At 61.1% G+C, this 14,696-nt stretch carries 11 protein-coding genes; 5 read left to right on the plus strand and 6 right to left on the minus strand.

Annotated elements, in window-relative coordinates; genetic code table 11:
* Positions 1–102: 102 nt before the first annotated feature.
* From ACYQ01_RS08120 to ACYQ01_RS08130, 3 genes are all read left to right on the plus strand, one after another.
* On the plus strand, positions 103–1,167 hold the full coding sequence (locus tag ACYQ01_RS08120; RefSeq protein ID WP_459933329.1) for a glycosyltransferase family protein: 1,065 nt from the start codon (positions 103–105) through the stop codon (positions 1,165–1,167).
* 71 nt (positions 1,168–1,238) lie between these two features.
* A complete protein-coding gene (locus tag ACYQ01_RS08125) occupies positions 1,239–3,347 on the plus strand; it encodes a radical SAM protein (protein ID WP_459933330.1) in 2,109 nt (702 codons plus the stop codon).
* Positions 3,348–3,422: 75 nt separating this feature from the next.
* Positions 3,423–4,871 carry an oligosaccharide flippase family protein gene (locus tag ACYQ01_RS08130; protein WP_459933331.1) on the plus strand — a complete coding sequence of 483 codons (1,449 nt, stop codon included), beginning with the start codon at positions 3,423–3,425 and terminating at the stop codon, positions 4,869–4,871.
* Positions 4,872–4,966: 95 nt separating this feature from the next.
* On the opposite strand, the gene ACYQ01_RS08135 is transcribed toward ACYQ01_RS08130, so the two are convergent.
* The 4 genes from ACYQ01_RS08135 to ACYQ01_RS08150 form a co-directional block, all read right to left on the minus strand.
* Positions 4,967–6,139 (minus strand): glycosyltransferase, encoded by a 1,173-nt coding sequence (locus ACYQ01_RS08135; protein ID WP_459933332.1) that lies wholly within the window; start codon positions 6,137–6,139, stop codon positions 4,967–4,969.
* Positions 6,140–6,179: 40 nt separating this feature from the next.
* Positions 6,180–6,593: a hypothetical protein gene (locus ACYQ01_RS08140; protein ID WP_459933333.1), complete on the minus strand. Its 414-nt coding sequence runs from the start codon at positions 6,591–6,593 to the stop codon at positions 6,180–6,182.
* Between the two features lie 436 nt (positions 6,594–7,029).
* Positions 7,030–8,127, minus strand: coding sequence for a glycosyltransferase family 4 protein (locus ACYQ01_RS08145; RefSeq protein ID WP_459933334.1), 1,098 nt, complete (start codon positions 8,125–8,127; stop codon positions 7,030–7,032).
* A gap of 10 nt (positions 8,128–8,137) precedes the next feature.
* Positions 8,138–9,352 carry a radical SAM protein gene (locus ACYQ01_RS08150; RefSeq protein WP_459933335.1) on the minus strand — a complete coding sequence of 405 codons (1,215 nt, stop codon included), beginning with the start codon at positions 9,350–9,352 and terminating at the stop codon, positions 8,138–8,140.
* Positions 9,353–9,497: 145 nt separating this feature from the next.
* Here ACYQ01_RS08150 and ACYQ01_RS08155 point away from each other — a divergent pair, with 145 nt between their 5' ends.
* On the plus strand, positions 9,498–10,706 hold the full coding sequence (locus tag ACYQ01_RS08155; RefSeq protein ID WP_459933336.1) for a zinc-dependent alcohol dehydrogenase: 1,209 nt from the start codon (positions 9,498–9,500) through the stop codon (positions 10,704–10,706).
* Positions 10,707–10,734: 28 nt separating this feature from the next.
* On the opposite strand, the gene ACYQ01_RS08160 is transcribed toward ACYQ01_RS08155, so the two are convergent.
* Both ACYQ01_RS08160 and ACYQ01_RS08165 read right to left on the minus strand, forming a co-directional pair.
* Positions 10,735–12,183, minus strand: a complete 1,449-nt coding sequence (locus ACYQ01_RS08160) for a DNA recombination protein RmuC (protein WP_459933337.1) — start codon at positions 12,181–12,183, stop codon at positions 10,735–10,737.
* A gap of 212 nt (positions 12,184–12,395) precedes the next feature.
* Positions 12,396–12,602, minus strand: a complete 207-nt coding sequence (locus tag ACYQ01_RS08165) for a hypothetical protein (protein ID WP_459933338.1) — start codon at positions 12,600–12,602, stop codon at positions 12,396–12,398.
* Between the two features lie 149 nt (positions 12,603–12,751).
* On the opposite strand from ACYQ01_RS08165, the gene ACYQ01_RS08170 reads away from it, so the two are divergent.
* On the plus strand, positions 12,752–14,626 hold the full coding sequence (locus ACYQ01_RS08170) for a hypothetical protein (protein WP_459933339.1): 1,875 nt from the start codon (positions 12,752–12,754) through the stop codon (positions 14,624–14,626).
* The last annotated feature ends 70 nt before the right edge of the window (positions 14,627–14,696 follow it).

Below are 14,696 nucleotides of genomic sequence, written 5' to 3' on the forward strand. Positions count from 1 at the left end.
GGCGAACAGACGTCTTTCCCGTTGCGACGTATTCGTTCCGGGAGAGGCCGCGAAGATCCGGTAGCCGCGAACGGTTCGCCTTGGCCTTTCTCCACAAAGCACATGGCGAAAATACTCTACGGCGTCCACGGCTCCCAGCACGGCCATGCCATCCGCGCCTTGACCCTGGCCAGGCGGTTTCCGTCCCACGATTTTCTCTTCGTCACCAGCGAAGAGGCGCGGGGTATCCTGTCGCGGGAGTATCCGGTGGAAACGGCCCTCAACCCCGGCACGCGCTACAAGGACTACCGCCTGGACGTCTGGGAGACGCTCAAACTCGGGGCGTCCACCCTGGCCCAAGGCCGAAACGAGCTCGACCGCCTGGGCCGGGTGATCGAACGGTTCCAGCCGGACGTGTGCCTTTCCGACTACGAATATTTTGTGCCGCTGGCGGCAAAACGGGCCGGCCTGCCCTGTCTGTCGCTGGACCATCAGCACGTCATCACCCTGTGCCGTCATGACCTGCCGGCCTCGGCCTGGTGGGACTTCGTCTCCACCTCGGCCTCGGTGCGCGGCCTCTTCACCAACGCCACGGACCATCTGGTGATTTCGTTCTATCATCCTCCGCTCCGGTCCGCGCCGCGCGTCGCCCTGGCGCCGCCCATCCTGCGCGAAAAGGTCTTCGAACACGAGCCGAGCGTGGGCGAACACGTGCTGGTGTACCAGAGCTGCTCCATTTGCGCCTCGTTCGTGCCCCTGCTCAAGACCCTGAAACGCAAGGTGATCGTCTACGGATACAACCGGGCCGCCACCGACGGCAATCTGGTCTTCAAGACCTTCAGCGAAGACGGTCTGCTGGCGGACATGGCCTCCAGCGCCTACGTGGTCTGCGGCGGCGGACACACCCTGATGAGCGAGGCCCTGTACTACGGCAAACCCATTCTCTCCCTGCCCGTGCGGGGAGCTTTCGAGCAATGGCTCAACGCCTTCTACCTGCAAAGGTTGGGATACGGCCTGCACCGCGACATGTTCGCCCTGGACGCCCAGTCCCTGGCCGACTTCGAGCGCCAGGTGGAGGGATTTCGGACCAAGGTGACCGGCGACAACTTTCGAGGCAACGAGAAGGCCTTCGCCCAGGTGGAGGCTTTTGTGGCCGGACGCGGCCCGGGCGGACGCGTCTTGCCTTGAGCGAACGATTGTTGTTAGGAATTGGCCGGTTTATTATTCGACATAGCCAACGACCAGGAGCGTGGAACCCGATGCATGCCAAACGCCCCCTTACCCCGGAGCTCTACTACCGTCTGCCGTGGAACCTGGCGGATAACGCCATCACGTGGCTTGAACCCACCACCAAGTGCAACCTGTACTGCGAAGGTTGCTATCGCGAAAACGATCCCCATGGGCACAAGCCGCTCGAAGAGGTGATCCGCGACCTGGAAGCCGGACGCGACCTGCGCCGCACGGACGGCATCTCCATCGCCGGGGGCGAGCCGCTCATCTATCCCCACATCATCGACCTGGTGCGCTACATTTCGAGCCAGGGATGGAAACCCATCATCAACTCCAACGGCCAGGCCCTGACCCCCACCCTGGTGCGCGAGCTGACCCGGGCCGGACTGGTGGGCTTCACCATGCACGTGGACTCGCACCAGCGGCGTCCGGGCTGGAACGGCAAGTCCGAACTGGAGTTGTGCGCCCTGCGCCTGCACCTGGCCCGCATGATCCGGGAAAACAGCGGTGGCAAGGTGGCCTGCGCCTTCAACGCCACCATCTACCGCGACACCCTGGATCAGGTGGCCCCGCTCACCCGCTGGGCCCAGGAGCACATGGACCTGGTGCAGACCATGGTGTTCATCCTGTTCCGGTCCATCAAGGCCCAGGACGGACACGAATGCTACGTGCACGGCCAGCGCATCAATCCGGGCCAACTCGTCTACCAGCTCGACCACATGGAGTCCCACAAGGACATCATGGCCCAGGAAGTGGTGGACCAGATCCGGGTGCTCTATCCCGATTTCGAACCCTGCGCGTTCTTAAACGGCACCGAGGATCCCCGGTCCATGAAATGGCTGCTCACCATGCGGGTGGGCAACTCCAAGGGCATTTTCGGCTACATCGATCCCAAGTTCGCCGAGATCGTGCAGACCGTTCACCACCTGTTCTACGACACCTATGTGGCCTACACCCGGCCCTGGCTCACCCGCACCGCCCAGGTGCTGTTCCCCTTGGCGCTCATCAACAAGTCGTTGCGCAAGATTTTCGGCCGCTGGCTGAAAAATCCTTCGGCCTGGTGCCGCAGAATGGACATTCAGTCCATCATGATCATCCAGCCCTGCGACCTGTTCGCCGACGGACGCCAGAACATGTGCGACGGCTGTCCCGACGCCATCCACTACAAGGGGAAGATGGTCTGGAGCTGTCGGATGGACGAACTGGAGAAGTTCGACGGGTTCGTGAGCTGCGCGCCGCTGGGCGGAGCCAAGCCGTTGGGCGACGACGCCCTGTTGGACGCTCCGGCGCCCGAGCCGGAACCGGCCCCCGAACCGGCCCCGCAACCGGAGCCTGCGCCCGAACCCGAACCGGTCAAACCCGAGCCCGTGGCTGAAACGCCCGCGCCCGACCCCACTCCGGAACCCGAGCCCGCGCCCGAACCCACGCCGGAGCCTGCGCCCGAACCCACTCCGGAGCCCGAGCCCGCGCCCGAGCCGGCGCCTGAGCCCGAGCCGGAAAAGCCGGCCGAGCCCGCCGCCGCTCCCCTGACAGTTCGGCCAGAAGCCGAACTGGCCCTGCGCGAGCCGGCCGACGTGGCTGTGAAGGAAGAGGCGCCGTTGGCCGTGAAGGAAGAAGCCCCGGTGGTCGCCAAGGCCGAGACGCCTCCCGCCGAGCCCGCGCCGGTGGAAACTCCCGTGGTCGCCGAAGCGCCGGCCCAGCCCGAGCCCGCGCCCGAACCGGCGGCTCCCGAACCGGCGGCGGTTGAACCCGAGCCCGTTGCGGAGCAGCCCGAGCCTGTGGTTGAAGCCCCGGCGCAGCCCGAACCCGTGGCCGAAGCGCCCGCCGAGCCCGCGCCGGTGGAAACTCCCGTGGTCGCCGAAGCGCCGGCCCAGCCCGAGCCCGTGGTGGAAGAAGTCCCGCAGGCCAAGGCCGAGCCGGAAGCGCAAGCCCCGGCCGAACCCGTGGCCGAAGTCCCGGCCGCCGAGCCCGCTGCGGCCCCGGAAGCCGAACCCGCCAAGGCCGCCAAGACCACAAAGGCGGCCAAGGGGACCAAGACCACCAAGTCCTCAAGCAAGACGACCAAAAAGGCCGCCGCTCCCAAGAGCGAAAAGACCAAGGCCAAGTCCACCAAGACCAAGACCGCCAAGAAGAAATAACAACCTCCCGGGGCGGACCGTGGTCCGCCCCGGTTTTTTCTCCCGGCCGCACAAGGGAAAGGACACCCGCCACCCATGTCAGAAGATCAACACGCCCCGAAACCGGGCGGGGCCGCTTCCCACGGCATTCTGGGCAAGTTCTTCCATCTCGCCTCGGCCCAGACCGTTCGCGACCTCCTGCACACCATTTTTTTCATCTACCTGGCCCGGGTGAACGCCAGCCATTACGGCGAATTCCAATTGGCCTTCAGCACGGCCATGATCGTTCTGTTTCTGGGCGAATTCGGGCTCAACCAGCCCCTGGTGACTTCGCTTTCCAAAAAATACGGGCACAAGGGCGACACCCTGGTGCAGTACACCCTCATCAAAGCCATTATCCTGATTTGCGGATGGCTGGGCGTACTGGCCTTCATCTACCAGCAAGGCTACACATCCGGGCTCAAGAACCTGGTGTTGGTGATCAGCGCGGGCGTGGGACTCGAAGCCCTGGCCAGTTCGTTTTTCGTGGCCTGCCGGGTGCAGGGCCGCCAGGATCTGGAAGCAAAGATCAAGACCGTTGGGGCGGTCGTCGGCTACGGCTGGGCCCTGGGCACGCTCTATCTGGGGATGCAGGCCCACTGGATCGCGCTTTTCAAGATCATCGAGAACGGCATCAACCTGGTGGGCGGAGCCTGGATCGCCGTCAACCGCACCGACGTGCAGGGACTCACCCTCAAAAGCAAAGCCCTGGCCCGTACCTGGAGCACGGCCAAGGCCGGCTTGGTGTTCGTGTTCATGGCCCTGTTCTCCATCCTCTACAACAAGGCCAACCTCTTTTTTCTCCAGCGCCTTTCCGGTCCCCACGCCGTTGCCAACTACTCCGCCACCTGGGAGGTGGTGGACGCCGTTCAGACTCCCATCTCCAACCTGCTCATGAAAAGCGTGCTCTTTCCCCTGTTCGTGGGACTGTGGCGAAACGACAAGGCCGGCTTCGACCGGCTCAAGGACAATTCGGTCAAATGGCTGCTGGGGGCGTCGATTCCCCTGATGTTCGTGCTCTACGTCGAGTCCGACCGCATCATCGGCACCATTTACGGACCGGCCTACATCCAGGCCGTTTGGCTGCAAAAGTACCTGGTGCCCTCGGTGCTTTTCAGCTTCATCCACAATCTGGCCGCCTATCTCATGATGAGCCAACACAAGGAAAAGATCCTCTTCTGGATATATCTGGGCGGGCTTATCCTGAACCTCTCCCTGTGCTCCTTCCTCATTCCCCACCAGACGCTCCTGGGCGCGGCCATAGCCATCGTGGCCACCAAGGGAGCCGTGGCCGTGTGCACCACCTGGTATTGCCAACGCACCATGAAACTCATCAAGCTTTCCGCCCTGGCCCCGCCGCTTCTGGCCGCCGCCGTGGGAGGCGGACTCTATTTCGGGACACAACCCCTGGGAATCCGCGAGCTTTCGGAAGTCCTGGCCCTTTGCCCCTTCTTTCTCATGGGCTGGCGGTGGTGGAAACAGATGAAGGCCGAAACGCGGCAATAGCGCTCCGGCCTTCGGCAAAGCGTCCAGGGACGCCCGGAAAATTAGTCACCACGCATCGTCAGGCGGCAGAAAAACCCGCGCCCGACGCCGAGGCGCTACCCGCCCAGAACCTCCACCACCTTGCCGCCCCAGGTCACCTTGTAGGAAATTCCCCGCCAGGACATGGTGAACGTGATCCATGTACGGGCGTAGCACCATACGCTGGCCAGCATGGTGGCCGCAAACCCGGTGAGCCAGGCCGCGCGCGGAACCTTTATGGGCGAAAGCGTCCGAAAGCGCATTCCCATCCAGGAAAACGCCGCCAGATAAATCCCGCCCGCCACGAGCCACCAGGCCGAAGCCTGCCCAAGAAGCCAGGACAGGAATCCGCCGGCGGCCAGAATCAACGGCCCGCCGAACAGCCAGACCGCCACCGCCCCACCGAGCCACTGCCCGGGGGTGCAAAACTTGAGGTACAGCAACTGGCGGGTGTACCACTCCAGCCACTGGGGCACGGGAATGGCCCGAAGCGGGGTTTCCAGGCAGGCCTCGCCCACGGCGAAACACCGGATGCCCTTTTTGACCAGGTGCGGTCCCATGGAAAAGTCGTCCACGATGTTCTCGGCCCACACCGCGCCCACCCCCTGCTCCTCGAAGGTGTTTCGCGTAACGGCCATGGCTCCGCCCCAGGGCTGGGTGATGGCCCGAATGGACTGCATGCAGTGCAGGGCCAGGCAGACGTTCAACATGCCGAGCGTTCCCACGGAGTCGTCCAGGGGATTGACCCGGTGAAAACCGCCGCTCAGCACGGCCCGGCCGTCGGCCAGGGGCTCCACGAGCAGGCGGGCCAAGTCGGGCCGGGCCAAATGGGTGGAGTCGCAGAAAAGGTAGATTTCCGGCCAATCCCCCAGGCTGCGCACCCCGGCGAGCAGGTTGTGGTTCTTCTGGCCGCAGGTCCTGGCCCCGCCGGCCACCACGAGCGAGATGTCCGGCCGCCCCTGGGCCAGCTCGCGCACCAGGGCCACCGCGGGGTCGGCCTCGTCCTTCACCGTGAAGACCAGGCGCAGACCGGGATAATCCTGGGCCATGAGCGAAGCCAGTCCCACCCGCACGGGCGGCGCGTCGCCGGTGACGGGAACCACCATGGCGGTCCTGGGTTCGCGGGACAGGCGCCGCGGTCCCCGGTACGGATTGTCCAGGCCGGCGCGTACGTGGCGACGCCCCAAACAGTAGAGACCGGCCAAAAGAGCCAGCTGGAAGACAGCCGACAGCACGAAAAAGGTTTTCACGGAATGTCCTTGCGGTTGGAGGGGACGGGGGGGGGGCGGATTACTGCTGCTGGGGCGGCGGGTAGTTCGGGGGCCAGTCCAGGCCGCCGGGCAGGGTCTTGCCACAGCGTTCCCGACGGGCTTGCATGGCGACCTTGGCCCCGTTGGCGAAATTCATGAGGCCTTCCACCTTGTCGTCACTTTCGAGCGTGCCTTGAAAGTTGCTGCCGCCCCCGTGCCAGGCGTAAAAGACCTTTCCCTGAAGGGTGCCGGCCACGTGGTAGGTGTTGCGCTCTCCCGAAGCGGTGGTGACGAAAGCCAAGCCATAGAGATAAATCCCGCGCTGCTCCAGGTGGCATTCCACCAGGTTGCCCATGAAGTTGGCCACCCACAGGCCGGTGGCGTCGGGCTGACGCCCCCAGGCGGGCAGGCTCACAATCAGGACCGTTGCCACGGCCAAACACAAGCGTCGCATCGCGAAGACCTCCGCCACTGGCCGGTCGCCGGGTTCATGCGTCGGCCGACCGTCGCCTTTTCTCTACTGTTAAGGTCTCAAATGGGTGGTTTTCGTTACAGAAATTTTACATACCGGCGGTCCGTTCGCAACGCCCCGGTCAATTCGAAAAACCGCCCCACATTCTTCTTGTCGTCACAAGGTGTTCACGGGTTTCACCCGAAGAGAGCCGCTCGGACATACCCGGAAAGTCGTCGCTTGAACAGTCCGAATATCGCTTGATTGATGACGCCCGGCCCGCCGTGATGTTGCCGGAGTCAAGCCGTCTTTTTTCGCTCGGCGAACACGACGAAACGTCGCGCGGGCGTGACGACATGCCCCCACGATCCGCGCCATCGCCCAGGTCCATGGCGGACCCGGCGACGCGTGTCCCCTCCCCGGGCCTGAAAGAAACGGATCACTCCCGGCCGAGCAGCCGGTCGAACAAGGCTTCGTGGGCCGCCACCATGGCCCGCAGGCTGTAGCGGGAAACGGCCCGTTGGCGCGCGGCTTCGCCCATGGCCAGACGACGCTCCTCGTCGCCCAGCAGGGCCGTCAGGGACGCGGCGAAAGCTTCCGCGTCCTGGGCCGGACTCAAAAGCCCGGTCACCGCGTGCTCCACCACCTCGGGCACCCCGCCCACGGCTGTCGCCGCCACCGGCAGGCCCGAGGCCATGGCTTCCAGAATCACGTTGGGCAGTCCCTCGCGCAGGCTGGTGAGCGCGAGCACGCTGGCCTGCTGATAGAAGGGGGCCATTTCGTCCCCGCCGGGGAAAAAACGGATGCGCTCCCGGCTGGGCAGTCCCCTGGCCAGACGCTCCAGTCGGATCTTGAGAGGACCGTCCCCCACCAGCCAAAGTTCGGCTTCGGGGCGCTGGCGGGCGGCCAGATCGAAGGCCTGCAGCAGGGTCTTGTGGTCCTTGTCTTCCACCAGCCGGGCCACGCAGAGCACCACCTCGCGCACCGGGCGAAACTCCGGCGCGGGCGGAGCAAAGCGCACCGTGTCCACCCCGTTGGCAATGACGCTCACCTGGTCGTCGCGCCGGCCCAGGGCCAGCAACTGGTCCTTGAGGGCCTGGGTGTTCACGGCGTGGTGATGGGCCAGGCCGGCCAGGAGGCGTTCATGCTGGCGGTCGACGGCCCCGCCGCCCCGGCAGGTGGCCAGCACCACGCCGGCTCCGGTCAGGCGTCCCAGGGACCGAGCCCAGATGTTGGGCACGGCGGTCAGCGGCAGCACGATGTCGGGCTTGTGGCGTCGCAGTCGTCCGCACAGGGCGGCCACCGCTCCCGGCGTCACCGTGGATTTGGTGGAAAGCCACACCAGGGGCGCTCCGGACTGGCTGGCCTGTCCGGCGAAGTCGGCCCCGCCGGCCATCATCCAGAATTCGGGGGCGAACCGCTCGCGGTCCAAGCCTCTGGCCAGCTCCAGGGCGTGACGCTGACTGCCGCCGAAAAGCAGGTCCTGCAAGACGATGGCTACCGTGGCCGGCGTGCGCGGAGTTCCGGATGTGCCCATGAGCGTCCGCCTAGTACCCCATGAGTCCGCAACAGCGCGTACAGGCCGGCATCAATCCCCGGGTGGTCAGGCTGGAGCGGAACTTTCGGTAGGCCGGATTGTTCCATATCTGGGAGATGGTCTGCTCCTTGACGTTGCCCACCACGTAATCATGGTAGTCGCGGCAGGGGGACATGTCGCCGTTGGAATCGATCTCCACGGCCTGATAAATGGAAATGCACTGGTCGTAGCCGAACGTGGCCGAGTGGTCGTTGTAGTACCGGCGCAGGTTGTCCACCCCGGTGATGTTGGGGATGATGTTCACGGCCGGGGAGCTCCACGACTTGGAGCGGCGCTGAACCTCTTCGAGCTGGGTGTTCAGGGTCTGGTAGTCCTTGATGGTCCAGTCACCGACCCAGCCCCAGTGCAGCTTGGGCGCGAAGCCGAAGCGGCTCTGGAAGTCCCGATCGTGGGCCTTGGCGCTCGATTCGTCGATCCACCAGGAGAGATAGAAGACGAAGAGGTCGACCTTGTCCTTGAACGTCTCGTAAATGTCCACAAGCCGGCCCACGTTGGCGCGCGAGATGGTGGTGAGCGAAGCCGTGAGGGGAAGCTTGCGTCCGGTCCGTCGCTTGACCTCGTTGATGGTCTCCAGGGCGTTCACGATGTCGCGGAAGTTGTCGCCCCCGCCGGCGGCGGGACGGGCCGCGTTGTGGACTTCGGGAGTCGGGCCGTCGATGGAGATCTGGCAGAGAAACATGGGGGCTTCGACCAGACGTTCGGCCGCCTTGGCCACATGGGTGGCGTTGGTGGCGATGGAGGTCGGCATGCCCAGCTTGGTGGCGTGCTCGATGATTTCGAGCCATCCCTTATACATGGTGGGTTCGCCGCCCCAGAGGTAGACCGAGGGGAAATGGCCGTTTTTGGCCAGATCGTCGAGCAGTTCGTGATACCGTTCGGGCGAAACTTCCGCGCGTTTCAAGGTTTTGAGGTCCGCGCAGTGGAGGAACCCCTGGTCACCCCACTGGCCGCAGGTATGGCAGCGCAGGTTGCACATGTCGGTGATGCGGATGGACACCTGGCGAATGGAGCGAGCCACGCCCTGGTCGGCTTTGGGATTGAGCCATTTGAAAAGGAGCTTTTCCTTTTCAAGGGCCACGAGACGCGACGCGATCCAGGGATGACGCGCCACGCGGGCGAAATTCTTGAGAACGGTTCCAAGGGCGATGCTTGAGCGTTTGGACATGGGGCCTTCCTGAAATAAAGAGCGCCGTTGGCGCGGGTGGGGGGTCAGGCGGAGCGGAAACACGGCTCCCGGCCGCGATTTCCTACGCCCGGCCAGCCCGCGAGTCAACCTTGACACCCGCAGCCGCCTGGGCAAAAGTCCGGCCATGCAAGCCCTCGTCTACCGCAAGAGCGTTCCGCTCTACCTGCTCACGTCGTTTTTTTCCAGGCTCCAGCGCCGTCGCTTCCACCACCTGGTCACCCCGCTCACCCTCAAGGACGTGCCCTTCAAGCCGGCCAGGCCCCACTGGGCCGTGCTCAAGACCCGGCTGTGCGGCATATGCGGTTCGGACCTGAACCTGCTCAAGGGCGCGGAATCCTTGCTGTTGGAACCCTACGCCTCCATGCCCATGATCATCGGCCACGAAATCGTGGCCACGGTGGAATCTTCGCCGGCCGGGTCAGGCCTCCAGCCCGGCCAACGCGTGGTCGTGGAACCCGTGCTCGACTGCCTGGTGCGCGAGCTGCCCCCCTGCCGGTACTGCGCCCAGGGCGACTACCACCTGTGCGAGCGCTACCGCGAAGGCGCGCTGCCGCCGGGATCGGTGCTGGGCTTCAACGCCGCCGCGTCCGGCGGCATGGCCGAACGCACGGCCGCGCACCCGGCCCGCATCCTGCCCGTGCCGGAAAACGTCAGCGACGAGGAGGCCGTGCTCACCGACTCCATGGCTTCCGTGCTGCAGCCGGTGCTGGAAAACTTTCCCGAGCCGGATGAAACGGTGGTGGTCTGGGGGCTCGGCATCCTCGGCCAGCACGCGGTGCGCTGCCTGCGCGCCCTGGGGTTTGCGGGACGCATCGTGGCCGTGGGACGCCACCGGTTCCAGTGCGAACTGGCCCTGGCCGGCGGCGCCGACGAAGCCCCGCGATCGCCTTCGCGCAAGGAGCTGGCCCGCCTGGTGGGAGGCACGTTCCTGCGCACCACCCTGGGCGGCGGAAACATCGAAGGCGGGGCCGACCGGGTCTTCGACTGCGTGGCCTCCTCGAAAACCTTCGAGGAATCGCTGCTGTGTTTGCGCGCCCGTGGCCGCTACGTCATGGTGGGCACGGCCGCGAGCCTGCAAAAAGTGGACGTGTCCAGCCTGTGGTATCGCCAACTCACGGTGACCGGGACCATCAGCTACGCCACGGCCATGTTTCGGGGCGAACGCGTGCGCACCTACCAGAAGTGTCTGGACCTGCTCGCCTCCGGCACATACCCCACGCAGGGCCTGCTCACGGGCCTCTACAAGCTTGAGGACTGGAAAACGGCCTTCCAGGCCGCCTTCGACAAGAAGGGAAGCGGAGCCATGAAGTTGGGGTTCGATCTGCGCCGGTGAGGGGGCCGCGCAGCGCGTCGGGGCCTCTCTATTCTGCCTCCTTGCCGGTCCCCTCGCCCACGTCGAGGCTCTGGACCGCTGACAGAACTTCGCAGCTTTCACTTTCCGGCAGCGACTCCACGCCGCGCAGGGTTCTTTCCACGGCCCGCGTACGGGTCGATATATTCTCCAGATGATTTGTCGCGGCGTTCAGGGACTTTCTCACCTTGTCGACCACATCCCCATATTTCTTGAATTCCGTCTTGACCGCGCCCAAGAGCTTCCAGACTTCCTCCGAACGCTTGCTGATGGCGGTGACGGCTAACCCCATTTGTATGCTCGACAAAATGGCGGCCAAGGTCGTCGGACCAGCCACTATGACCTTGTGATCGCGTTGCAACGTCTCGACCAGGCCCGGCCGCCTCAGGGCCTCTGCGAACAGCCCCTCGACGGGCAAAAAAAGAATCGCGAACATGGTCGTCTGTGGCGGGCATATGTACTTCTCTTGTATATACTTGGCGAACGCCTTGAGTGTGCTTTCTATCTGCTTGCCAGAGGTGTCCGCAGCCGAAGCGTCGTTCTTTTCCAGTGCGTCGAGCAGCCTATCGTAGTCGGATGTCGGAAATTTCGCGTCAATGGGCAGCATGCACTCTCCGTCCCCATCGCGTCCCGCGATCTTGATGGCGAACTCGACCACATCACCTGAATCATCACGCGGCTTGTAATTTTTGACATACTGCGCTGGCGCGAAGACCTGCTCGATAAGCCGCTCAAGTTGTATCTCGCCGAAAGTTCCCCGCGTTTTGACGTTGCTCAATATCTTCTTCAGGTCGCCCACGCCGTTCGCGAGCGCCTGCATCTCGCCCAGCCCCTTATGGACGGCTTCCAGCCGTTGCGAAACAAGACTGAACGAATCGTTCAACCGCTTTTCAAGCACTCCCTGCAGCTGCTCGTCGACGGTTTTTCGCATCTCATCGAGCTTCTTCTCGTTCATGCTTTGAATCTGCGACAACTTCGACTCCACCGTCTTCGACAGCTCGCCCAGCCTGCTTTCGAGCGAATCTGAAAAGACCTTCAGGTTGTTCGCCGTCTCCGCCCTATTCAGCCTGGACTGTTCGGCAAGCAACTCCCGCAAGACATTGGCCCTTTGTTCACTGACCTGCGAATACTTCGTAAGGTTGTCAGAAAATACCTCAAGCTGGCCCTTTTGCATCGCCGACACGTCCATAATGCGTGACGACACGGAATCGCCAAACGCCCCAAGTGTCCTCACCATTTCTTCCCGTTGCGCCTGTACGGAATGCGCAAGCTCCATGCGACTCCTGCCTATTTCATCCCGCACAGAGGCCTCCACCCTGGACTGATGCTGCGTGAAGAGCTTGATTTCTTCACTGAGAGTCGAGGCGTCAACGCCCTTGAATCGCTTCAGCACCAGGATGGAGAAAAGAACACTGATGGCGCAAAGAAATGCGACGCCATACAAAATCAACTCGTGCACATGCCCTCCTCGGGAAAGCCCATGACGACCCCGCCACCGACAAGAGGATATAACGGATCATTTCACGTATCTTTCAAACCGGCGGCGACTTCGAAAATCAGAATATGTTTGATATTTATAGCGCAATACAATTTGAACCTCAACCACCCGCGCACGCCCTATCATAGAGCAGATTACGACTCCGTTGCCCCTTCCACGAGGAAAAGCCGTCTCTAGAGCCCGTTGAAACAGTCGATTCTTGCAGCCTGTTCAAAATACATGCTGGCAAGGCGCGAGAAAAAGCCAAGCCCGAAGCGGAGTGGGCATCCGTTGAGGGTTTGCGTTTTTCGCAGCAACGCAGCCAGCACGGATTCTTCAACAACCGGGCAGGACATACGCCGTTTCCCACGCACGGCTTCGTCAACCTGCATTCCCAGCATTTATTTCGTATATTTGAATTTCTAATCCGACAAAAACCTATACTCAATCTCGTTAGACAACATTTTTCATCGTAAAAAATCGCTCATTACGTATTCCTGCTTGACCAAAATCAGCGGCACGAATAATGAAGAAAAAAAAGGAATCGCCAATGACGAACCTCCCTAATCTCACGCAGATCCTCTCCATGCTGACCTTGCGCAATGCCACCATACTCTTGATATTTCTTGGAGCAGCCGTCATTGGCTACGCAAGCTATCTGACTTTCAAAAAAATGAAACTGGCGCAGACCGATCAAATTCGGCATACAACGGTCTATGACGTCATCAGCACCAGCCTCGAGTTGGTATACTCCATATTTCAGAACGTTTACAGAAAAGTTCGCGCCCTTCCCCTGTCCATTACCGGAACCCACCCATACATCTTCGACAGAGAATGCAAAATTCATTTGAGTCTTTACTCAAAATCAAAAATCTGGCTCTTCGGCGGTATGTCAGTTCTTGTATCCTTTTACGTTTTTACATCTATGTATGGATCGCTCAAAGAATTTTACAACATACAAAACAACTACATAGCAACAATCGTCTCGACAATCGCAAGCCTCATCGTATACTCTTGCGACAAGGCTATCCTGAGCTACCCATCAGTAACGTACGACATTAGAGAACTTATCGCAAAAGAGAGATCACTCAGCCGGAGCCTCTTCACGTTCAAAGGCCTTTATTATTATGCAAGGTATATTATTCTTCGTGTATACCACTACTTTCAGCAATCAATATTCATGACAATGCGCATCATTCTTGCGCTGACGATATCACTCTTTTTAATAATTCCGTCCTATGTCACATCAAATAAAGAAGTTGTCGAGCGCAACAAAAAACAACAGCAGGCCGTCAAAGACGAAAAACAACAGGAACAGAGATCGACCAGAGCAAGTCTCATTTCGAGCTATATCAATGCCAGAGACGATTACAACAGAAAATACAATGTCTACTACGAAAATGCCGCGCTCGCATATCTTTGCGAGCAAGCCAAGGCGCCCGTACTCAAGCTCCGTAAATACGAATCGTACAGAACGACTTTCCATGTTTCACAAATGGGGGAAGCCAAAATCAAAAACCATGACCCACGGTTGGGTAAGGCCGATCCCGTATGGGTCGAGCCCAAGACCCCCACGATATCCATCACAAGAAAGCCTTACCGGCGGACCACCCTGGCTGAAATAGACAGCAACATCGCTGAATACACGAACAACGCCCAGGACGCCTGGTTGAAAACGCAAGAGGCATTCGACAAATACAACCCCCTTGCAGCTGAAATTGAAAAACAGAAACTGCAGCACTTGGTCGCGTCACCGGCATTGCTCTCCCAGGCGGCAAACCCGCTGAACACTTCTTCCGCAGCCCAATCGAATGGGGATACGTCAAGCCCCTCAGGCAAAAATATCATAAAAGAGACAAAACAAAACTTTGGCCAGGCAATGCAAGACACGAAAGAATACCTCATGTCCTTGTACAACGACGTAAGGGGCAACAACTTCAGCGTGAGTTTCATGTTTGAAATGCTCATAAACCTTCCGTTTTTCATGATCCTCATGCTTTTCGAAACGCTTCCCGTCGTGGCGAAACTGCTGTTTCCTCCCTCTGGATTCGAGCGAATGGTCGCGCTCCAGGACTTGGACCATACCTTGAAGTATACCTATTTCCACGATCAAGCCGCGCTCGATACAATTCGGAACAAACACACCAACCTGTTCAAGAATACGCAATACGACGACTTTTCCTCCGAGCTTCGCTCTCTAGACACCGTTCAAAAAAAGAAAGATTCCGAACTGAGGGTAGCCGTTGAAAATTTCAAGAACTCATTCATCGATTACATGACCGAGTTGACCATATACCCCGTTCTTGCGGCCATACTCGTCTTTCTTCTCATCCTGCTTTTGGCCTTTTCGGCCGCGTACTCCATCGGTTTCTTTCCCGGATCGGGACAGCGGCTCGCGCTGACTCTCCCACCGATCCAGGCATGAGTGGTCGGGCAAACCCCAAAAAAGCCGCCGCCATCTTTCGGATGGCGGCGGCTTTTTATTCAGAAACCGT

Source organism: Fundidesulfovibrio butyratiphilus (assembly GCF_054657235.1).